Here is a 23,700-nt window from a genome sequence, read left to right on the forward strand (position 1 = left end):
TAGAGAGACCAATCGCTATTTACTTTACAAAAAAAAAAATCAACTAAACATGAAACTCCTAACAAGTATTATTACATGTTGCCTTTTCCTTTCCAGTTTTTCTCAAGGCACCCAACTTTTAAGACAACCAACACTACATGGTAATGATGTAGTATTTGTATATGCTAATGACCTCTGGAAAGCATCTATTCCCGGTGGTACAGCCATAAGGCTCACAAGTGACGAAGGCTATGAATCTAATCCACATTACTCAAATGATGGTAAGCTAATTGCGTTTACAGCACAGTATGATGGCAATGTAGATGTTTATGTTATACCGGCTGAAGGTGGTGAACCAAAACGTTTAACACATCATCCAGGTGGTGATTTTGTACAAGGGTGGACACCAGATGGCAAAGTCTTGTTTAGATCTGGAAGAGAAAGTCAACCTACAATGACCAATAAGTTTTATACAGTTTCAACCAATGGTGGTTTACCAGAACCTTTAGATATTCCTCGAGCAGCTTATGGTGAGATATCAAGAGATGGCAAGCATATTGCTTATACGCCAATTACCGGTTGGGATGCCGAGTGGCGCAATTATCGTGGTGGACAGGCCATGCCCATTTGGATTGTAAATCTCAAAACCAAAGATCTTATAAGGACTTCTCAACCAACACAAGAACGCCATCTAGATCCTGTTTGGCTTAATGGTAATGTTTATTTTATGTCGGAACGTGATTACACTATGAATATTTGGTCATTTAATCCATTGACAAAAGAAGAAAAGCAAGTAACATTTCATAAAAAGTTCGATGTAAAAAGCCTTGACGCTAGTAGAGATAAATTAATCTACGAACAAGGTGGTTATTTACATGTTTATGATCCAAAATCAGGCAGCACAAATCAATTGAATATAGAAGTTAAAGCCGATTTAAATTTTTATCGTACTAAATGGGATGATGTTTCCGGGAGAAATTTGATTAATCCGAATCTGTCTCCAAAAGGGAAACGTGCAATTTTTGAATATAGAGGCGAAATATTCAGCGTACCAAAAGAAAATGGTACATGGATGAACCTAACAAATTCTCCAGGAGTTGCAGACCGTAACCCAATTTGGTCTCCCAATGGTGACAAGGTAGCATGGTTTTCCGATAAAGGAGGAGAATATAGTCTGGTCATCGCAGAACAAAATGGTCAAAATCCCGAAAGTATAGCGTTACCAAACCCAACATTTTATTTTCAACCAGATTGGTCACCAGATGGTAAACATATTGCCTACACAGATACACATTACAATATTTGGATATTAAACGTTGAAACAAAAAAAACTAAAAAAGTTGATACCGATAGATATGCACATCCTAATAGAACAATGAATCCTGTGTGGTCTCCAGATAGCAAATGGATAGCTTATGCCAAACAACTAGAAAGTCATTTTAAATCCATATTTGTGCATAATGTGGATTCCGGTAAGACCATCCAAATAACAGATCCTATTGCAGATGCCATAACACCAGTTTGGGACGAGAGTGGTAAATACATATATACTCTTGCAAGCACAAACTATGGATTGCAATCGGGTTGGCTGGACATGAGCAATTATGACCCTTCAGCTAACTTAACCAGAAATTTATATGCTCTAGTACTTAACGCTGAAGACAAAGCACCTAATCTTCCTAAAAATGATCTAGAAGAAGAAAAAGAAAAAAAAGAGGATAAAAGTGAAAACAACAAAAAGGAAAATAAAAAGAATGGCAAAGCTGACATAGTTATTACTGAAAACGGGATTTTTGATAGAGCCGTAGCACTAGAATTACCTGCAAGAAACTATGTGGCACTTCTTAAAGGACCAAAACATAAGGTCTTTATTGCTGAAGCCATTCCGAATGAAAGAGGTCTTAAAGTTCATTCTTACGATGTAGAAAAGGAAAAAGCTTCAGATTTTGCAAAAGGGGTTTCGCAAATGGTTGCATCAGAGGATAGAAAATCAATTCTACTTGCGCAAAATGGCAGTTGGGTTTTAGCTAGTACAAATGGTAAACCAAAGCCAGGTGAAGACAAACTTAACACCAACATGAAAATTAAGCTAGACCCTAAAGCGGAAGCGCATCAAATATTCAAAGAAGGTTGGCGCTACATGAGAGATTTTCTTTATGTAGACAATGTCCATGGTGCCCCATGGGATGAGGTGTACCAATGGTATTCACCTTGGATAGAGCATGTAAGACATAGAACTGATCTTAATTATGTTGTTGATATAATGAGTGGTGAGGTCGCTGTAGGGCATTCCTACGTTTCAGGAGGAGATTTTCCTGATTTAGATTTTGTACCAGTTGGATTACTTGGATGCGATTTTGTAGTAAAAAATGGTAAATATCAAATTTCTAAAATTTATGATGGAGAACGCTGGAATCCAGGCACAAAATCGCCACTCGCGCAACCTGGGATTGATGCTAATGAAGGAGATTACATCCTTTCTATTAATGGAAAGACTTTAAATGGTAACGACAACATTTACCAACATCTAGAACAAACGGCTGGTCGCGAAATTAATATAACTGTTAGCAGCACTTCAAACGGAAGCAACCCAAGAACCTTATTGATTAAGCCTGTAGGTAGTGAAAGAGGTTTGAGAACAATTGAATGGGTTGAAGAAAACCGCAGAAAAGTAAGTAAAATGTCCGATGGAAAGTTGGCGTATGTCTATGTCCCAAATACTGGTGGTGGTGGTTTTACCTCCTTTAACAGATATTATTTTTCACAGCAAGACAAAAAGGGTGTCATAATAGATGAGAGGAATAATGGTGGTGGTTCTGCTGCAGATTATATGATAGATATTATGTCTCGCGAATTATTTGGATATTTTAATAGTAAGGCCAATGATAACAGACCTTGGACAACTCCAATTGCAGGTATATGGGGGCCAAAAGTGATGATTATTAACGAGCGTGCAGGTTCTGGCGGTGACTTATTACCATATATGTTTAAAATGAAAAACTTAGGGCCACTTATTGGAACAAGAACTTGGGGAGGCTTAGTTGGAACCTGGGATACACCAAGATTTATTGATGGTGGTCGTATGGTAGCACCACGAGGTGGTTTTTATGATGTTAATGGCAAATGGGCTGTGGAAGGTGAAGGTGTCGCACCAGATATTGAGGTTATACAGCACCCAAAGGAAACTAGCAAAGGTAACGATCCACAACTTGAACGTGCCGTACAAGAGGCATTGAATTCATTAAAAGGAAATGAGTTTAAATTGAAACCTGAACCAGCGCCTCCAATTCGTTGGAAACGTCCTGATGGATGGAAAAATGATAATTGATTCTTTCTCTTTTTTTTATGATTATAAATGCACTTTGTTCCAGAATTAAGAAGACATTTCATTAATAACAGGAATGAAATTGATGCCAAAGCAATGCAAGCTTACATGAAAAATAAGTTTGTATTCTTTGGCATTAAATCAGTTCAACGTAAAACTATTTTAAAAGAGGCAATACATTCAAATAAAGAAGAAGTGACCTCTAACATTTCTGAAATAGCAAAAGTACTATATAGCATGCATGAAAGGGAATTTCACTATTGTGCAATGGAAACTTTTGCACGTTTCAAAAAAAGGAATTATTTAAAAGCTGACATAGAATTCATAACTTATTTAATAACCACCAATTCTCATTGGGATTCTGTTGATTTTATAGCTAAACATATCTTGGGTCAATTCTTATTAGAACATCCCTACATGCGAGAAGAAACGATTAGTAAGCTTTCCCAAAGTCAAAACATGTGGCTTAACCGCGCATCCATATTGTTTCAACTGGGTTATAAAGAAAAAACCGATGCCAAGCTTCTATTTCAGGTTTGTAATGCCCATAAACATTCTGACGAGTTCTTTATTCAAAAAGCCATTGGCTGGGCATTACGAGAATACGCAAAGTACAACAGTGATGCTGTTATAAATGTTGTTAAGACAAGTGAATTGAAACCACTTAGCCAGAAAGAGGCATTAAAACATTTTAAATGATTTACGACGTCACCGTATTAACAGATAGTAGATACTTAAAAGATAGCAAGGATCCATATAAACACAATGTTTTTTATGAGGACAAACTAGTTGTTGAAAGTCTTAAAGCGCTTGGATTAAGAGTTACTCGTAAAGCATGGGACGATGCAAATTTCGATTGGGCAACGAGTAAAATTTTATTGTTCAGGACCACATGGGACTATTTTGACCGTTTTGATGAATTTTCCAATTGGCTTAGTCAAGTAAGTCAAACAGCTCAATTGGTGAATTCAGAGCAATTGATCCGATGGAATATCGACAAGCATTATCTTCAAGATTTAAAACAAAAAGGTATCCATATTCCTTCAACTGAATTTATAGAGCCAAAAACAGAGATTACCCTAAAAGAATTACATGCCAAATTAGGCTGGAATGAAACAGTCCTTAAACCTTGTATTGCTGGAGCAGCAAGACATACCTACAAGTTAAACCCTGAAAATTTATCTAAATATGAGCAACTATTTGAGAAATTAATTCAAGAGGAAGCCATGATGTTACAATCGTTTCAGCATAATATCGTATCAAAAGGTGAAATTTCAATGATGGTATTTAATGGACAATTTACGCATGCTATTCTCAAAAAAGCAAAAGCAGGGGACTTTAGGGTACAAGATGATTTTGGAGGATCGGTACATGACTATAATCCCACTGAGGAAGAAATATTTTTTGCACAACATGCTTTGACTGGTTGCCCTGAACTACCTATTTATGCTAGGGTTGATATTTTTTACGACAATAATAATGAACTGGCATTAGGGGAATTAGAATTGATCGAACCAGAACTATGGTTTAGAAAAAATCCCAATGCGGCAAATTATCTTGCTAATGCTATTAATGGTATATTACATCCATGAAAAAAAAATCGTCTCGCTTAAAGAAAGTTTTAAAAATCATCGGTGGCCTCATTATTTTTTTTACGCTACCAAGTTTATTGTTTTTTGGTTTTCTATATATAAAATACAATGAAGATTTGCCAAACGGAATACAAGGAAAAGAAGCAGATGCACTAGCTTCTAGAATGCTTGAAACACTAGATTATGAGGCCTATAATACTACCGATTACCTGGAGTGGATATTTTCTGGAAGACATTCCTTTAAATGGTATAAAACAAAAGAAAGATGTGAAGTTTATTGGAGTGATTTTAAAGTTGATCTAAATCTTAAAAATACTGATAGCTCTAAAGTTTTTGTTGCGGAGCAAATTTATAATGGCGAAGATAGACTAAAGCTTATAGGTAAGGCAGAAGCTATATTTAATAACGATTCGTTTTGGTTGGTTGCACCGTATAAGGCTTTTGATGATGGTGTTGAAAGACGACTTGTTACAGATGAAACCGGCAAACAATCACTTCTAGTTACTTATACAACAGGAGGCACAACACCTGGCGACTCTTATTTATGGCACTTTGATGATTCTGGTAAACCAAAAAGTTATCAAATGTGGGTAGATATTCTACCAATTAAAGGATTGCCAGCAACTTGGGAAAATTGGATTACAACAGATAGTGGAGCACAGTTACCAACATTGCATAAACTATTGTTTTTTAGTATAACGCTTGAAGGCGTAAAAGGAGTAGTTAATGAAAATTAAAACATCTTAATTTAATAAAGATTAAGTAAAAGATAACTCAATAACTACTTTCCTCTTTGACCAACAAATTGTTGACTCTTCAGCTTAAACAATACATTAAAACTAGTTAGACTGCCATAACTACGTGTGATATATTGCTGCAAATCAATTTTTTCTTGTTCGTCAAGGTTTTTACTTGAATTGATTTTTTGTTCCATGACACGTAAGCGATCTCTAACCATAATTATTTTATGAAAAAAGGTATCAATTGGCATTTCTTTTCCTTGAAGATTCGTATCGCCAGGTTCAAGGATTAACTTACCTCCCTTCCATTTATCCGCTATAGTTACAACCTCCGAGACATCAGACCATTTTTTCAAAATATCCCGTAGACTCTTTTCTACTTCATAAAAACTTATCGTGTCTACATCGTCCTCAGTAGCCTCAATAACTTCAAAATCATCGTCAATCTCTAGTGTTTCTAATCCTTTTTCAATGAATGTAACCCAGTAATGTTTTGAGGTGACATTTGTCACGACACCTTTACCAAATTCAGAATGATTAATACGCGAGCCTATCCCTAATAATTTCATTTCTTTAAAATCTTTTAAACTATAGTCAAAAATATAAAAATTTAAACCTTTAAGTATAAGTATCTATTATGGAAAATTGTTGCTTGCTTTTATGGTTATGGACAATGCCTTCACATTAAATTAACAACTTATTGTTGTACCTTTGCAACTTTGCAAAATCACTCATTTCTGCTCATAAAAATATGATAACAACAGACGATTCAATCGAAGTTAAAGGTGCTCGTGTTCACAATCTTAAAAACATAGATGTAACCATACCTCGAGAAAAATTGGTGGTAATCACGGGATTGTCCGGAAGTGGTAAATCGTCATTAGCTTTTGACACTATTTATGCTGAAGGCCAAAGAAGGTATATTGAAACATTTTCAGCATATGCTCGGCAGTTTCTTGGCAGTTTGGAACGTCCCGATGTTGATAAGATCGACGGATTATCTCCTGTTATTGCTATTGAACAGAAAACAACTAGCAAATCACCTCGCTCTACTGTAGGAACAATTACAGAAATATATGACTTTTTAAGACTCTTATATGCGAGAGCTGCGGATGCCTACAGTTATGAGACTGGAGAAAAAATGGTGAGCTACAATGATGAACAAATTAAAGATTTGATCCTCGAGGCCTACAAGGATAAAAAAATAAATATTTTATCTCCAGTAATTCGTTCTAGAAAAGGCCATTACCGAGAACTTTTTGAACAGATTGCAAAACAGGGGTTTGTTAAAGTACGAACAGACGGGAATATAGTTGACCTAGAAAAAGGCATGAAGCTTGACCGCTACGTTACACATGATATTGAAATTGTGATTGATCGATTAAAAATAGATGACTCCAAGGACAATGAAAAACGTCTTATGGAATCGATTAACACAGCAATGTACCATGGAGACGATGTGTTAATGGTAATTGATCAAGATACCAATGAGCCGAGGTATTTTAGTAGAAATTTAATGTGCCCTTCATCCGGTATCTCCTATCCAAACCCAGAACCTAATAATTTCTCTTTTAATTCACCAAAGGGAGCCTGTCCTGATTGTAACGGAATTGGAGAAAAATACGTTGTTAACGAAAAGAAAATTATACCAGACGATTCATTGTCTATAAAGAATGGTGCAATTGCACCTCATGGTCCACAGAAAAAAAGTTGGATCTTTAAACAATTTGATACTATTGCCCAAAGGTTTAATTTTTCGTTAAGTGACCCATGGAGGACTGTTCCAGAAGAAGCTAAGCAAATGATTCTTTATGGTGGCAAAGACAAATTTACAGTAGAGAGTAAATTACTTGGCGTAACAAGAGATTACAATATTGACTTTGAAGGTGTGGCCAATTTTCTTGAAAACCAATTTCAATCTAACTCTTCGTCCTTAGTACGCTGGGCCAAAGAGTACATGGACAAGATACAATGCCCAACTTGCGAGGGTTCTCGACTTAGGAAAGAGTCCCTAAATTTTAAGGTGGATGGTAAAAGTATTGCAGATCTCGTAAATATGGACATCATTGAACTCTATGATTGGTTGGCAAGTCTAGATGAAAGGTTAACAGAAAAACAGCAAAAAATAGCATCTGAAATACTCAAGGAAATCAAAAATAGAGTTCAATTTCTATTGGATGTTGGTTTAACATATTTGTCATTAAATAGAAGTTCAAAATCCTTATCTGGAGGCGAAGCACAACGCATTAGACTAGCCACTCAAATAGGCTCTCAACTTGTTGGTGTGCTATATATTTTGGACGAACCAAGTATTGGCTTACACCAAAGGGATAACGAGAAATTGATTAATTCCCTTGCCTCATTAAGAGATGTTGGTAATTCCGTTATCGTGGTAGAACACGACAAGGATATGATAGAGCGTGCAGATCATGTCATTGATATAGGACCGTTTGCAGGCAAACATGGTGGCGAAATTATTAGTGAAGGCACACCAAAAGAGTTGCTAGACTATCATACCCTAACAGCCTCTTATTTAAACGGCGAAAAAGAAATTGAAGTACCCAAAAATCGCAGAAAGGGTAATGGAAAAAAGATTATAATCAAAGGTTGCAGTGGCAACAATCTTAAAAACATTGATGTAGAATTTCCTCTCGGAAAAATGATAGGTGTAACAGGTGTTTCTGGTAGTGGGAAATCTACCTTGATTAACGAAACCCTCTACCCTATTTTAAATGCACATTTCTTCAATGCCGTTAAAAAGCCAATGCCTTTTAAATCAATTAAAGGCTTGGAACACATTGACAAGGTTATAGATATTAATCAATCGCCGATTGGCCGAACACCAAGAAGTAATCCAGCTACATACACAAAAACATTTGACGAAATAAGGAAATTATTTGCCCAAATTCCGGAAGCCATGATTAGAGGCTACAAACCTGGAAGATTTAGCTTTAATGTTGCTGGCGGACGATGTGAGACCTGTCAAGGCGGTGGTGTGAGAGTTATTGAAATGAACTTTTTACCAGATGTCTATGTTGAATGTGAAACCTGTCAAGGCAAACGCTTTAATAGAGAAACATTAGAAATCAGGTACAAGGGAAAATCAATTAGCGATGTTTTGAACATGACCATTGAAGAGGCAGTTTCATTTTTTGAACACATTCCAAAGATTCACCGTAAGCTAAAAACAATAGAAGATGTTGGCCTAGGCTACATCACCCTAGGTCAACAAAGTACCACACTATCTGGCGGTGAGGCCCAACGCATTAAGCTCGCTACAGAACTAAGTAAACGTGATACTGGAAATACATTTTATATATTGGATGAGCCTACAACTGGTCTTCATTTTGAAGATATTAGAGTTTTGATGAAAGTGCTAAATAAACTTGTTGACAAAGGAAATACGGTACTAATCATAGAACATAATTTAGATGTTATTAAAACCGTAGATTATATTATTGACATTGGCTATGAGGGTGGAAAAGGTGGTGGTGAAGTTGTCGCGAAAGGTACACCAGAACAAATTATCAAGGATAAGAAAAGCTATACTGCCAAATTTCTAAAGAAAGAGCTTCACCAAAATTAAGTTTAATTTACAATTTTTCAATTCTCCATAACCATAATAAAAGCTATATTTAAACAGTTTTCTAAGCATAATTTAGTATTAAATACATGAGGAAAGAACACAAACACAAGGGCTGGAACGAAATCAAAACCAACGATTCTTGGGCCATATTTAAAATAATGGGGGAATTTGTAACTGGTTATGAAAAACTCAGCAAAATTGGGCCATGCATTTCGGTTTTTGGCTCGGCCAGAACTAAACCAGACCATAAATATTACAAACTCGCAGAAAGGGTTGCCAGTAAGATTGTAGAACATGGTTACGGCGTTATTACTGGAGGTGGTCCTGGTATTATGGAAGCAGGCAACAAAGGTGCTTATATAGCTGGAGGTACATCTGTTGGCTTAAATATAGAACTCCCTTTTGAACAACATGACAATCCCTATATTGATGGAGACAAGAGCCTAGACTTTGATTATTTCTTTGTACGCAAAGTTATGTTTGTTAAATACTCTCAAGGTTTTGTGGTAATGCCTGGCGGATTTGGCACTTTAGATGAATTGTTTGAGGCAATGACCCTTATACAAACGCTAAAAATAGAGACTTTCCCGATTATTTTGGTCGGAAAAGAATTTTGGGGTGGTTTGGTAGAATGGATCAAGAATACACTTCTGGAAGCTGGAAATATTAGCCCAAAAGATTTAGATCTTTTTCATGTGGTTGACGACGCAGATGAAGTCATTGAAATATTAAATAATTTCTATAAAGAATACAGATTAAGCCCTAATTTTTAAACTACTCCTTTATTAATTTCAACGCTATGAAAAAGAATATAATAGGATGTTTTGTTTTGTTTTGTCTATTGTGGACAGACGTATCTGCGCAGGAGACCTTCAAAGTAATGTTTTATAATCTGCTTAACTATCCTCTAGAAGAAGCCGTCCCCAATAGAGAGGAAGATTTAGAATTTATACTATCGGACTATCAACCTGATTTATTCTTGGTATGTGAATTGAACAATGCTACAGGTGCCAACAGCATCCTTAATATCACTAAATCCTCAATCGTGTCAACTTATGAGATGGCAACCTATACCTCTAATACTTCTGATGATACAACTGGAGACCAAAATGATTTACAGAATCAACTATATTACGATAGCGCAAAATTTATCTTGGAAGACGAAATTATTGTACCAACGGATTTAAGAGACTTTAATATTTATAAACTTAAAGTCAATACTGTGGATCAAGATACAAACCCAATTGAATTGTATGTCATAGTTTGTCATTTAAAAGCCTCTAATGGTGTTGAAAACCAATTGCGACGCTTTAATATGGTTGTGGAGTTGGACAATTATCTTAGTACTCTTCCGCCTGAGACTAATGTCCTCTTAGGAGGTGACTTAAATTTGTATACTGCTTCTGAGCCTGCATTTCAACAATTGCTACAAGACACAAATAATATCACCTTTACCGATCCCGCAAATCGTGTGGGAAGTTGGAGCAACAATCCAAATTTTGTAGATGTATTTACCCAATCTACAAGAACACAAAACGGCCTTGGTGGCACTACTGGTGGTTTTGACGACCGATTCGATTTTATCCTGACGTCTGAAAACATGTTAGGATCAACAAATATTAATTACGTTGTAGACAGCTATCAAGTATATGGTAACAATGGTTTATCTGCATGTTACAACAGCGCCATCAATTCAACTGCTTGTGCAATAGAAGGTTCTCAATATTCTTTTGCCGTAAGGGATGCGTTACATAATTTTAGTGACCACCTGCCTGTTACATTAGATTTAGCAATCGAGAGCAGCTTATTAAGTATGGATGAGGTTGTATTAAATATGTCCTTTAAACCAGAAAAATCATTGGTTGATAATTACCTCAGATTTATGAATATTTCACCAGAACTATTCAACCAAAATCTTGTCATTTATGACTGTTTTGGTAAAGTAGTAAAACGTGTTAGATTAAAAACTCAAGAATCCATTAGTATTGATTGCTCGGAATTAGCCAATGGATTATATTTTTTACAATTACAAAATCAACTGGTGAGTCCAATTAAATTCATTGTTTCGCATTGATAAAAAAATATATCATATCAATCCTTCTATTTTGTTTTGCCTGCACTGTAATTGGACAAAATAAAATTACAGTAGATGCATTTGTTGATGTTGAAACCAAATCATTAGCTATTAAACAAACCATTATTTATAAGAATAAAACAAAAGATACATTACAGGAAATATACCTTAACGATTGGAATAATAGCTATTCTACAAAAACCACACCTTTAGCTAAACGTTTTGAAGAAGAGTTTAGCACCAAATTTCATTTAGCTAACAGTGAGCAAAGAGGATTTACGACCATAACATCTTTGAAGGACCAGAACGGAAATGATTTAGCCTTTACCAATTTGGTTGAGCATCCTGATGTTGTTAAAGTATCTTTGAAATCAGTTTTGAATCCTGGCGAATCTTATCAACTTCATTTAATGTACAATCTGGTTCTACCCGATGCCACCTTTACAGATTACGGATTTACTAGAAACAAAAATTTTGAGCTAAAATATTGGTACCTAACACCAACTGTTTACGACGGCAAATGGCACTACTACAGTAACAAAGATCTAAATGATCTTTTTGTTCCTAAAGCAGATATTGAACTTAAAATCACACATCCCAAGAATTATAAAGTAACATCTGAATTAGATTTAGGACAAATTGGGCTTACAGAAGACAAACAATATCAGGTTACCCATCTAAAGGGTGCTGATAGAGTTGACACCTACTTATCCATTAATAGATTCCCCAGGTATAGTTTTGTTCAAACAGACGATTTTGTGGTGCTTTCTAACATAAATGAAAAAGGATTAGCACCAGCAGATAAAGCAATATTAACGGATAAAATAACCCGATACTTAGTAGAAAACCTTGGTGAATACCCTCACCAAAAGTTGGTTGTTTCTGAAATTGAATACAATAAAGATCCTCTTTATGGTCTAAACCAATTACCCTCTTTTCTTAGGCCTTTTCCCAAAGAGTTCCAATATGAATTAAAGTTGCTTAAAACCGCACTCAAAAAATATTTAGACAATACGCTTTTAATAAATCCTAGAAAAGAATACTGGCTTAGTGATGGTCTCCAAATTTATTTTTTGATTAAATATGTAGAAGAGTTTTACCCAGATATGAAGTTATTAGGAACGTTAGCTGATATTTGGGGTATTAGAGCCTTTCATGCTGCCGATCTTGATTTCAATTTTCAGTACTTTCTTTATTCCATGGAAATTGCGAGAAAAAATAGAGACCAACCATTAGCAACTTCTAAGGATTCCCTCATAAAATTTAATGCCAATATTGCAAACAAATACAAGGCTGGTGTTGGACTAAACTATCTAGACGAATTTACCGATGACATTAAACTCAAGGCCAGTATCAAGGCGTTTTTAAACACGGTAAAAACAAAAAGCACAAGCGCACATGAGTTTGAAAACTTCTTAAAAAATGAAACAAAAAAGGACATCAATTGGTTCTTTGAAGATTACGTTAAAACCCGTAAGAAAATCGATTTTAAAATAAAGGATGTTGTCACAACAGCAGATTCTATTAAAATCACAATAAAAAATAAAAGAAACAATGACATGCCAGTGTCACTTTTTAAATTGAAGAATGATACGGTGATAGGCAAATCATGGGTTGAGCACATTAATGGCACTAAAACCATTAGTATACCAAAAGACAGTACTGACAAATTTGTACTGGACTATAATAATGTGATACCAGAGTTTAATCAAAGAGATAATTACAAAGCAGTAAATGGTTTATTTCTTTACAATAAACCGTTTCAATTTAGACTTTTTAAGGATATTGAAGATCCAGACTATAATCAAGTCTTTTTTATGCCTTTAATTGAATTCAAAAATATCTATGACGGTTTAACTCTGGGCATGAAAGTATACAACAAAACCATACTGAGAAAACGTCTTAACTATAGATTTTCACCACAGTATGCATTAAGATCAAAATCGCTTACTGGTTCTGCATCTGTTTATTATACACATAATTTAGAAAATCAAAACTTGTTTGACATAACATATGGTATTCGCGCAGCATATCAATCTTTTGCCCAAGATGCTTTTTTTACAAATCTAACGCCAAGTATTTCATTAATCTTCAGAGACAATAATGACTTTAGAGCCGATAGAAGAGACCTAATTACGGCAAGGTATGTAAGTATTAAACGTAATCTGGGTGAAGATGCAACTGTTGTTGTAAACGAACCCGATTATGGTGTTTTTAACTTAAGATATACACGTGCGAATCCTGGAATAATTAATTTTTCAAGTTTCAACGCAGACTTTCAGTTGGCAGATCAGTTTAGTAAATTATCTGTTACTTATGAGTTTAGACGTCTAACAAAAGGAAATAGAAATATTAACATAAGGCTTTTTGGAGGTGTTTTTCTTAGCAACAATTCAGACCCAAATTCAGACTTTTTTAGTTTTGCTCTGGATAGACCAACAGATTATTTATTTGATTTAAATTATTTAGGCCGTTCTGAAGCAGCAGGCCTGTTCAGTCAGCAAATTATAATCGCCGAAGGCGGTTTTAAATCTATGCTAGACACGCCTTTTGCTAACCAATGGATGACGACAGCCAACATTAGCACTTCAATATGGCGCTATATTCAAGCCTATGGTGATGTAGGCTTAGTCAAAAATAGATTTACCAATCCAAAATTTGTATACGACTCCGGAATACGCCTAAATCTTGTTGAAGATTATTTTGAACTCTACTTTCCTATATATTCAAATCTTGGCTGGGAGATTGCGCAACCCAATTATGCTGAACGTATACGATTTATCATAACAGTAGATCCCCAAGTATTACTCGGCTTATTTAGGCGTAAATGGTATTAGCAAATTCTTATCAAAATGTTAATATTTTAGATTTTATTCAAAAATATGAAAGGTTTAATGCTATAAACTGAGAATATTTCAAATTTATAACAGTTTTGACTGTTGCGTAAAATCTTTGTTTTACATAACTTTGCATCTTTAATTATTCGAAATAAATGAAGACAAACCCTGACATTAAAACAGAAATTACATTTGAGGATTTTAAGGCTGAAGTAATCAATGATTACAAGTTAGCTGTTACAAGTCGTGAATGTAGTTTACTAGGACGCAGGGAAGTCTTAACAGGAAAAGCGAAATTTGGAATTTTCGGTGGGGGAAAAGAAATACCCCAAATTGCCTGGGCAAAAGCATTTGCCAATGGCGATTTTAGATCAGGATATTACAGAGATCAGACGTTTATGATGGCAATCGGCGAACTAACTGTTGAACAGTTTTTTGCCGGTTTATATGCCAATACAGATTTACAGCAGGAACCAATGTCTGCGGGAAGACAAATGGGTGGGCATTTTACGACTCATAGTTTAGATGAAAAAGGACAATGGAAAGATCTTACAAAACAGAAGAATTCAAGTTCAGATATTTCTCCAACAGCTGGTCAAATGCCACGACTGCTTGGTCTTGCACAAGCTTCAAAAATATATAGAAAAGTTCAAGGTATTGATACTACGAACTTCTCGGAAAACGGAAATGAAGTAGCATGGGGAACAATAGGTAATGCTAGTACAAGTGAAGGTTTGTTTTTTGAAACAATAAACGCAGCAGGTGTCTTACAAGTACCAATGGTTGTTAGTGTTTGGGACGATGATTATGGAATTTCTGTTCATGCAAAGCACCAGACAACTAAAGAGAATATTTCAGAAATCCTTAAAGGGTTTCAGCGTACGGAAGAAGAAGATGGTTACGAAATTTTCAGAGTAAAAGGTTGGAATTATCCAGAACTTATTGATGTTTATCAACGTGCTGCCAAGATCGCAAGAAATGAACATGTACCTGTTTTAATCCACGTTCAAGAATTGACACAACCTCAGGGACATTCTACTTCTGGTTCCCATGAGCGCTACAAAGATAATGACCGATTATCTTGGGAAGTTGAGTATGATTGTAATGCTCAGATGCGAAAGTGGATGATTGAAAATAATATCGCCACAGAAGAAGAACTTACTGCCCTGGAAAAAGAGGTCAAAAAGGCCGTAAGAGACGGTAAAAAAGCGGCTTGGAATGCCTTTCTTCAGCCTATATTGGAAGATAGAAATGAAGCGGTTTCCGTTTTAGATAAATTGGCTTCTTCAAGTCCAAATGCAGTATTTATAAATAAACTTAAGCAGGAGTTAAATGATATAAGTGAACCATTAAGAAGAGACGTCTTATCCATAGCGCGCAAGGCATTGCGCTATGTTCTACTTGAAGAAACAGATGAGAAACGAGCACTTCAAAATTGGATAAAAAACTATTTTGACGAAAACCAGCCTAAGTACAGTTCGCATTTGCATAGTCAATCTAATTTTAATGCACTGAACCAAAAAGCTGTAGAACCAACTTATAACAATAATGCAGAACTTGTAGACGGAAGAATTGTGTTAAGGGAAAATTTTGATGCAATTTTTAATAAATATCCTCAAGCATTGATTTTTGGTGAGGATTCCGGTTATATTGGCGATGTTAATCAAGGTTTGGAAGGGCTACAAGAAAAGTATGGTGACTTAAGGGTTGCAGATACGGGAATAAGAGAAGCGACTATAGTAGGCCAAGGTATTGGAATGGCAATGCGAGGTTTAAGACCAATTGCAGAGATTCAATATTTAGATTATCTCATGTATGCACTACAAATAATGAGTGATGATTTAGCAACACTGCAATATCGTACTAAAGGCCGTCAAAAGGCACCGTTAATTGTTAGAACACGTGGTCACAGGTTGGAAGGCATTTGGCATTCTGGTTCTCAGATGGGTGGTATTTTAAATTTAATACGTGGCATACATGTTTTGGTCCCTCGTGACATGACCAAAGCAGCAGGATTTTATAATACACTCTTAGAGAGTGACGAACCTGCCTTAATTGTGGAGTGTCTAAATGGTTACAGGCTAAAAGAGAAATTACCGAATAATATTGGTGAATTTAAAACACCGATTGGTGTTGTTGAGACCCTAAAAGAAGGAGAAGATATTACACTGGTTTCATACGGCTCTACATTACGGCTAGTGATGCAAGCAGCACAAGAACTGCAAGAAGTTGGTATTGACGCTGAGGTAATCGATGTGCAATCCTTATTGCCATTAGATATTAATCAGGACATTTCAAAAAGTATAGCAAAAACAAACCGAGTTCTAATTATAGATGAAGATGTTGAAGGAGGCGCTTCAGCTTATATTTTAAATGAAGTCTTAAATAACCAAAATGCATTTCAATATTTAGATAGTCAGCCAAAAACACTCGCAGCTAAACCACACAGACCAGCCTACGGTACGGATGGTGATTATTTTTCTAAACCATCGGCAGAAGATATTTTTGAAGCCGTATATGAAATAATGAATGAAACGAATCCTACAGATTATCCATCTTTAAGATAATCTTGATTGATAAATAGCAGATTAAAGCCTTCAATAATGAAGGCTTTATTTTTTTGCATGACATATGTCATAATATTTGTTACCCTTATTGAATAGATTTGAGTTTAACTGACAAAACAATACTAATCTATGCTTACAAGAGAGCTATTGAATTCATTCAAGCGCAAATCAGATTTAGTCAATTATTTAGAGGCCAACAAAGCCACAAACCTAATCTACCAAAAAGCACTGGATAAATATGCCTATGAACAAGAGCTTTTGCCTTTACAAGCAGAGCTAGTCCAGTTTCAACGTTGGGTTCAAAAAGAAAATAAAAAAATTGCCATCATTTTTGAAGGAAGGGACGCATCTGGTAAAGGCGGTACGATAAAACGCTTTAAAGAGCACCTAAATCCAAGGGCAATGCGCGTTGTTGCTTTAAATAAACCGACCGAAGTTGAAAAAAATCAATGGTATTTTAATCGTTACATCAAAGAATTACCAAATGCTGGTGAAATTGTATTCTTTGACCGTAGTTGGTACAACCGCGCAGTAGTAGAGCCTGTAATGGGTTTCTGTGACAAAACCCAATATAATCGATTCATTATTCAAGTTCCTGAATTTGAACATATGCTTTTTGAATCTGGTACTTATATTATAAAATTTTGGTTTTCAGTTTCAAAAGATGAGCAACAAAGACGATTTGAAAAAAGACTTAACAATCCATTAAAAAAATGGAAATTCAGTCCTGTAGATGAAAAGGGACAAGAACTCTGGGATGAATTTACGGTTTATAAAAACCAGATGTTTAGTAGAACACATAACCATTTTAGTCCTTGGGTCATCATTAAATCTAATGACAAGAAACTTGCTCGATTAGAGAGTATAAAGTACGTACTTAGCCTTTTTGATTATGAAAATAAAGGAAGTATTTGTAAAACACTGTTACCCGACCCAAACATTGTACAACGTTATTTTAGAAACACCATTCAACTAGATCAGTAATGAACAAAATAGATGCAATTTCAGAAAAGGACATAAGTATACTCAGCACAAGAAAAGGTGTTGAGGCACTTTTAAGGCAAAAGGGATTAGACCCTCAAAAATCCGTTAAAAACGTGAAATATGAAAAACGACTTGAAAAACTTCAAGAAGAAATGCTTATTCTACAACAATGGGTTGCTAGAAATGACAAGAAGGTTATTATCTTATTTGAAGGTCGTGACGCAGCCGGAAAAGGAGGAGCAATAAGAAGAATAATACAACATTTACCGCCTCGTGCTATCAGAGTTGTTGCCTTGCCTAAACCAAACCAAACAGAATTGGGTCAGTGGTATTTTCAACGTTATATAAACCGATTGCCAAATAATGGAGAAATTGTATTTTTTGACAGAAGCTGGTATAACAGAGCTGTAGTAGAACCCGTTAACGGATTCTGTACACAAAAGGAGTACGATATTTTCATGGGCCAGGTTAACGAGTTTGAAAAGATGCTGCAAGATTCTGGAATAATCTTGCTAAAACTTTATTTCTCAATTACAAAAACCGAACAAGAAAGACGCTTTAAAGACATATTAAATTCACCTCATAAAAAATGGAAGTATAGTGAAGTTGATAGACGCGCACTTTCGCTTTGGGATGAATATACGAGATACAAAGAGGCTATGTTCGAAAAAACACAAGTGGCAGCGCCATGGAAAGTTATAAAAGCTAATAGGAAGACAAATGCCAGAATTAGAGCCTTTGAATACATACTTAAAGAAATACCTTACGAGGTTAAGGATACTGAGCGTATTAAACCAAAACCATTTAAGACCTTAATGCAAGAAGAATAAGCAATTTTAAATACTATAAAAAGGTTTGTGCTTGCTCTATTAAATACTTTAATAGTCTGAAATTTACTTCTATAAACAGAATAAGAAGAAATTGATACTTATCTTTAGCAATCATGTCGTTTATCCTCAATTTTGAAATCATCAAAAGGCAATTGAAGATAAGGCCAAATCCGCCATCTTATAAAGGCAAAATGGATATAACTTAATGATTTTAGACTTAACCAAACACATGCACTTATAGTCATAAGTGCTTTTTTTATATCTTTAATTCAAACTAAATCAATGCTAACAAAATCAGATAAATCAAGGCTAAGAAGTACCATATTTAGACACTTAGATGGAATCGCTACAGCCACAACGACCTACACACTTCACAAACACAAGGTATTAGATTATCTGGTAGATAAAAAAGTTGTTAACCTAACTGACCTGACCAAAGAATTTAATGCCAATGAAGGTTATTTAAATGTTGCCTTAAGAGTATTGTGTTCACAAGGTTGGCTAAAACAAGAATTGGATAATAAGGCGAATAGTGTAACCTATAAGATCAACAAGAATAGTTCTAAAGCATTTTCGCTAGCGCCATTATATGAAGATGCTGTCCAGCTGTTAAAGTATTCCGATCGCTTTGCTGAGGATAAAATGATTAGTGTTGATGCGTTTATAGCATTAGAACGCATATTTAAAAAAATTGAAGTTAAATTTGGTTTAGATGACACGGACGAGTCATCAATAGAATTCCAAGTATTAAAGCACATTGAAGGTGCAATAGCAGGCCCAATTATTGTACTGCTTGGGGTTAACGGTCTGTTCCATAAATATTTTATGGAGGCTTCATTCACAGCTGAAGAGTACCACAGTGATCCGGAAAGTTTCAGAAAAATACTCGATTTCTTTTCGCATCTAGGTTGGTTTAATAAAAAAAGAAGCACCTATCAATTTACAGATAAGGGTCTATTTTTTGCGAAACGCGCAAGTGCCTATGGTGTAACCGTATCCTATATTCCAACATTTCTGCAACTAGACGAACTCATTTTTGGTAATCCCAATGTATTGCAAAGAACTTCAGCAAATGAACCCGAAAAGCACGTGCATCGAGAAATGAATGTTTGGGGAAGTGGTGGTGCACACGCAACCTATTTTAAAGTGATAGATAAAGTCATTATCGATTTATTTAATCGTCCAATAGAAGAACAACCTAAGGGCATATTAGACATGGGCTGTGGCAATGGTGCTTTCATAGAACATATTTTTAGTGTTATTGATCAACAGACACATAGAGGCACCATGTTAGACGAGTATCCGTTACTTTTGGTGGGTGCTGATTTCAATAAAGAAGCGCTGAAAGTAACGCGCGCTAATCTCATAAAAGCTGATATTTGGGCAAAGGTTATTTGGGGAGATATAGGAAGACCAGAAATATTGGCATCCGATTTAAAGGAAGACTATAATATTGAACTTAGGGATTTATTAAATGTTAGAACGTTTCTGGATCATAATAGGATTTGGAACCCACCCAAGAATTCTTATGATTTATTGAGCACTTCAACTGGTGCTTTTGCATCTATTGGCAAACGACTATCTAATAATGCTGTTGAGTCATCTTTGTTAGAGCATTTAGCTAAATGGAAACCTTATGTGGAAAAGTTTGGATTGCTCATTATTGAATTACATACTATAAATCCGAAGTTTACTGCCAATAATATCGGAATGACTCCTGCAACTGCTTATGATGCCACTCATGGTTTCAGCGATCAATATATTCTCGAAGTTGATGTGTTTAGAAAGATGGCAAAAAAAGCTGGGCTAGAACCAGATGATAACCACTTTGCACGTTTTCCTGACAACGAACTAGCAACCGTGAGTATTAACCTCTTAAAAGGAAAGAATTAATGAGCAACAATAAAAAAGACCATCTTATTAAAAGAGACTGGCTCGCAATTGAACGGACAAAGCTAGCAAACGAACGCACTTTCTTAGCTTATTTTAGAACATTTCTAGTTCTCTTAGGAACAGGTGTAACAATTATTAAACTAGAGATGTTTTCCGATCTGGAGTCATTTGGTGTTATTTTAGTGATTGTTTCTGCCATTATTCTTGCCATAGGAATTTACAGACTCTTAAGGGTTAAACGAAAAATCAGAAAACATTACGAACTTTAGTCATTAAGCTAAAAGTTTAAGGTTCAAAAGTGTTTAGCATTAGGAGATGCGTGTTTGTCGAAATTTGTTGTTTTACCAAAAGAACAATTGGAAATTTGATTAAACTTAAAATCTAAAAGACATGAGAAAATTAAGATCCATAGTAGTCATTGGTCTATTGTTTATGCTTAGTTCATGCATTGTTAAGTCAATACGACCGTTCTATCTCAAGGAACATGTAAAATTTAATGAAAAACTAATAGGGAATTGGACCACAGGAAAAAATAGTACTTGGCAAATTACATCCTTTAAAGAGTCATGGGAAAAAGATAATGAAGGTAATCTTATCTTAAAGGAAGAAGATAAAGAAGCTTTTGAATCATATAAAGAAGCCTATATAATAAATTACACAAGTTCTGAAAAGGAAGCACTTTTCCTCGCTATGCCATTCATGGTAGATGAGCATCTTTTTCTTGATTTCACGCCTTTCGACTTTGAGGATAGCGGTATCAATGGCTTGGCTGCTCAGCACCTATTGAAAACCCATTCTGCAGCATTTGTTGATTTTCAAGAGGATGGCTCCATAAAATTCAAATGGTTAGATGAATCTGTATTAAAAAACCTTATAGACCAGAAAAAGATTAAAATAAAACATGAAAAAACAGGAATTGATGAGGATTTTATCCTGACTGCAAGTAGTGAAGAACTCTATAAATTCTTAAAAAAATTCATGGCCTCAGACATTGAAAAAAAATGGGATAAAGACGTTATTAAAACTTTAATTCCAGCAAATGCCAAGCCTTAATTTTTATCAGATATTAAAATCAAAAAATGTCCACAGGCCATTAGTTTTTCATAGTGTGCTGTGGACATTGGCATTTCTTATTCTGATTTTTGTTTTTTCAAAAGGCAAACAACCAGTTATAATAGACCTTATTTATACAATTGGATTTTTATTGATGATAGCAGTGCCTGTTTGCATCAACTTTTATTTGTTAATACCCAGATTTCTAAGAAAAGAAAAGTACGCATTATATGCGATTTCTCATACACTCACAGGTGTTATATTCGGTTACGTTATTTACAAATTTTTTCTCCATATTCTAGATTTATTATTTCCATCATACTTTTTTATTTCTTATTTAACCGATAATAATTTGGTTATAGTTATTGCTATTTTCCTAATTAGCGCTACACTATTAAAATTAGGCGAAGATTGGTTTTACTTTAATAGCAACCAAAATAAAATTCTGAGGAATAAAAGTCTTCTATTCGAAACCCAGTTAACTGCCTTGAGATCGCAAATTAATCCTCATTTTTTATTCAATTCACTTAATGTAATATACGCCCTAGCTCTAGAAAAAAAAGAGGATATCTCTAAAGCTATAGTTCAGTTATCGGATATTTTAAGGTATGTTATATATGATTCGGATTCTGAAAAGGTAAGCCTCAAGGACGAAATAATCCTACTCAAAAACTATATTGAATTTCAAAATTATAGGGTAAAAACTCCAAATGCAACAGAATTAACTATTGAAATCGAAAATGAAGATTTCAAGATATACCCAATGCTATTACTGCCATTACTGGAGAATAGTTACAAACATGGAATTGTGTCTGGAGAAACTGAAACACCAATTAAAATTAGCCTTAATCAAAAGAACCATAATTTTATTTTCGCTATTTCTAATGCTAATATTTCTTCAAAAAATACAATTGAAGATAAACATTCTGGTGTGGGCCTAGTTAATCTAAAGAATAATTTAAATTTGGTATATCCCAACCATCATAAATTGATAATCGAAGATCAATCGGATATTTTTAAAGTTACTTTAACCTTAACTGATGAAATCTAAAAACACTATTTCATGTATAATTGTAGATGATGAAATATCTTCTCAAAAGGTATTGCAACATTTCATAAGTGAAGTCAATAGATTGACGCTTAAGGCTACTTGTAATAATGCATCTGAAGCATTTAAATTCCTTCAGTTAAATGAGCAGGTTGATTTGATATTTTTGGATATTAACATGCCCAAACAATCTGGCATCGAATTTTATAAAGGATTGACAAATCCACCAAAAGTAATTTTCACCACTGCATACCCGCAATATGCAGTTGATGGATTTGAAGTTAATGCAATTGACTATTTATTAAAACCATTTTCTTTTGAGCGGTTTCTAACAGCAATCAATAAAACGATTAATCTTCTTTATCTTGATGAAGAAAAAAAAGATTTTATTATTCTAAAAGAAAACAAGGCCCTTCACAAAGTTCTTTTTGAAGACATACTTTACCTGGAGGCTTTTGGTGATTATGTAAAAGTTCACACTAAAACCGCAACAATTGTAACACATAGCACTTTTTCTAATTTACTTGATAGCCTTCCTGAATATTTCTTAAGGGTACACAAGTCTTTTAGTATTAATCTAAATAAAATGACACACCTTTCTGGCAACCAAATCACCATTGAAAGTCATATTATTCCGGTAGGCCAGACCTATAAACAAACCGTTTTAAATGCATTAAATTTGTAACATGAAGATTGAATCTATTGTTACTATTAAGAAAGAATTACAACACTCATCCAAAGAGGATTTACTCGCATTATGTTTGCGCCTAGGCAGGTTTAAAAAGGAAAATAAGGCCCTACTCACCTATTTATTATTTGAAGCACATGATGAAGACGGCTATGTTTTAAGCGTTAAAAAAACCTTGGATGCGTTATTTGAATCTATGAATACGGACAGCTATTTCTACATGAAAAAGACCATACGTAAAATTTTGCGTCAAATAAGAACATACAGTCGCTATTCAAATAAAAAAACTACGGAAATTGAGCTTCTCCTCTATTTCTGCGAACGTCTAAATGGCATTAGCCCCTCCATACATAGAAACCGTATGCTGAGCAATTTGTATCAAAGACAAATTCTTGCAATCCAGAAAAAAATCAAAGCACTTCATGCAGATTTACAATACGATTACACGGTACAACTAGAAGATATTGAACATCTTAAATAGACATTCCTACTAAACTTGACATT

General features: G+C 34.9%; 18 protein-coding genes. 17 read left to right on the forward strand and 1 reads right to left on the reverse strand.

From position 1 onward, the window contains the following. Nucleotides 1-49: 49 nt before the first annotated feature. Genes LBU54_RS04185 through LBU54_RS04200 form a run of 4 tightly spaced genes read left to right on the forward strand, consistent with a single transcriptional unit; the run spans nucleotide 50 to nucleotide 5,633 of the window. Complete coding sequence (locus LBU54_RS04185; protein WP_224526313.1) at nucleotides 50-3,307, forward strand: S41 family peptidase; 3,258 nt, start codon at nucleotides 50-52, stop codon at nucleotides 3,305-3,307. 27 nt (nucleotides 3,308-3,334) lie between these two features. Beyond that, nucleotides 3,335-4,003, forward strand: coding sequence for a DNA alkylation repair protein (locus LBU54_RS04190; protein WP_224526315.1), 669 nt, complete (start codon nucleotides 3,335-3,337; stop codon nucleotides 4,001-4,003). After that, nucleotides 4,000-4,896, forward strand: coding sequence for an ATP-grasp domain-containing protein (locus tag LBU54_RS04195; RefSeq protein WP_224526317.1), 897 nt, complete (start codon nucleotides 4,000-4,002; stop codon nucleotides 4,894-4,896). The genes LBU54_RS04190 and LBU54_RS04195 overlap by 4 nt, the downstream gene beginning before the upstream one ends. Further along, complete coding sequence (locus LBU54_RS04200) at nucleotides 4,893-5,633, forward strand: hypothetical protein (protein ID WP_224526318.1); 741 nt, start codon at nucleotides 4,893-4,895, stop codon at nucleotides 5,631-5,633. Before LBU54_RS04195 ends, LBU54_RS04200 begins: the two co-directional genes overlap by 4 nt. Before the next feature lie 44 nt (nucleotides 5,634-5,677). On the opposite strand, the gene LBU54_RS04205 is transcribed toward LBU54_RS04200, so the two are convergent. Continuing rightward, on the reverse strand, nucleotides 5,678-6,205 hold the full coding sequence (locus LBU54_RS04205; protein WP_224526320.1) for a hypothetical protein: 528 nt from the start codon (nucleotides 6,203-6,205) through the stop codon (nucleotides 5,678-5,680). 182 nt (nucleotides 6,206-6,387) lie between these two features. Between LBU54_RS04205 and uvrA the strand changes: the two genes are divergently transcribed. From uvrA to LBU54_RS04270, 13 genes are all read left to right on the forward strand, one after another. Further along, nucleotides 6,388-9,222, forward strand: coding sequence for an excinuclease ABC subunit UvrA (gene uvrA / locus LBU54_RS04210; RefSeq protein ID WP_224526322.1), 2,835 nt, complete (start codon nucleotides 6,388-6,390; stop codon nucleotides 9,220-9,222). Between the two features lie 86 nt (nucleotides 9,223-9,308). After that, complete coding sequence (locus tag LBU54_RS04215; RefSeq protein ID WP_224526324.1) at nucleotides 9,309-9,995, forward strand: LOG family protein; 687 nt, start codon at nucleotides 9,309-9,311, stop codon at nucleotides 9,993-9,995. A gap of 26 nt (nucleotides 9,996-10,021) precedes the next feature. Then, nucleotides 10,022-11,296, forward strand: coding sequence for a T9SS type A sorting domain-containing protein (locus tag LBU54_RS04220; RefSeq protein ID WP_224526326.1), 1,275 nt, complete (start codon nucleotides 10,022-10,024; stop codon nucleotides 11,294-11,296). Continuing rightward, entirely contained in the window at nucleotides 11,293-14,133 is a 2,841-nt protein-coding gene (locus LBU54_RS04225) for a gluzincin family metallopeptidase (protein ID WP_224526328.1), read from the forward strand. The genes LBU54_RS04220 and LBU54_RS04225 overlap by 4 nt, the downstream gene beginning before the upstream one ends. Nucleotides 14,134-14,288: 155 nt before the next feature. Further along, nucleotides 14,289-16,700: an alpha-ketoacid dehydrogenase subunit alpha/beta gene (locus tag LBU54_RS04230; protein ID WP_224526330.1), complete on the forward strand. Its 2,412-nt coding sequence runs from the start codon at nucleotides 14,289-14,291 to the stop codon at nucleotides 16,698-16,700. A gap of 129 nt (nucleotides 16,701-16,829) precedes the next feature. Then, nucleotides 16,830-17,684 carry a polyphosphate kinase 2 gene (gene ppk2, locus LBU54_RS04235; protein ID WP_224526332.1) on the forward strand — a complete coding sequence of 285 codons (855 nt, stop codon included), beginning with the start codon at nucleotides 16,830-16,832 and terminating at the stop codon, nucleotides 17,682-17,684. Next, nucleotides 17,684-18,514 carry a polyphosphate kinase 2 gene (gene ppk2, locus LBU54_RS04240; RefSeq protein WP_224526334.1) on the forward strand — a complete coding sequence of 277 codons (831 nt, stop codon included), beginning with the start codon at nucleotides 17,684-17,686 and terminating at the stop codon, nucleotides 18,512-18,514. Before ppk2 (LBU54_RS04235) ends, ppk2 (LBU54_RS04240) begins: the two co-directional genes overlap by 1 nt. Before the next feature lie 282 nt (nucleotides 18,515-18,796). Then, the gene (locus LBU54_RS04245) at nucleotides 18,797-20,407 is read left to right on the forward strand and encodes a class I SAM-dependent methyltransferase (RefSeq protein WP_224526336.1); all 1,611 of its coding nucleotides are present in this window, start codon (nucleotides 18,797-18,799) and stop codon (nucleotides 20,405-20,407) included. Then, nucleotides 20,407-20,676: a YidH family protein gene (locus tag LBU54_RS04250; RefSeq protein WP_224526338.1), complete on the forward strand. Its 270-nt coding sequence runs from the start codon at nucleotides 20,407-20,409 to the stop codon at nucleotides 20,674-20,676. Before LBU54_RS04245 ends, LBU54_RS04250 begins: the two co-directional genes overlap by 1 nt. A 121-nt stretch (nucleotides 20,677-20,797) precedes the next feature. Then, a complete protein-coding gene (locus LBU54_RS04255) occupies nucleotides 20,798-21,460 on the forward strand; it encodes a hypothetical protein (protein WP_224526340.1) in 663 nt (220 codons plus the stop codon). Then, nucleotides 21,447-22,511, forward strand: a complete 1,065-nt coding sequence (locus LBU54_RS04260) for a sensor histidine kinase (protein WP_224526342.1) — start codon at nucleotides 21,447-21,449, stop codon at nucleotides 22,509-22,511. Before LBU54_RS04255 ends, LBU54_RS04260 begins: the two co-directional genes overlap by 14 nt. Then, a complete protein-coding gene (locus tag LBU54_RS04265; protein ID WP_224526344.1) occupies nucleotides 22,501-23,193 on the forward strand; it encodes a LytR/AlgR family response regulator transcription factor in 693 nt (230 codons plus the stop codon). Before LBU54_RS04260 ends, LBU54_RS04265 begins: the two co-directional genes overlap by 11 nt. A gap of 1 nt (nucleotide 23,194) precedes the next feature. Further along, nucleotides 23,195-23,677, forward strand: a complete 483-nt coding sequence (locus LBU54_RS04270) for a hypothetical protein (RefSeq protein ID WP_224526346.1) — start codon at nucleotides 23,195-23,197, stop codon at nucleotides 23,675-23,677. Nucleotides 23,678-23,700 lie beyond the last annotated feature (23 nt).

The sequence above is a fragment of the Winogradskyella alexanderae genome (assembly GCF_020166335.1).
Taxonomy (GTDB): Bacteria; Bacteroidota; Bacteroidia; order Flavobacteriales; family Flavobacteriaceae; genus Winogradskyella; species Winogradskyella alexanderae.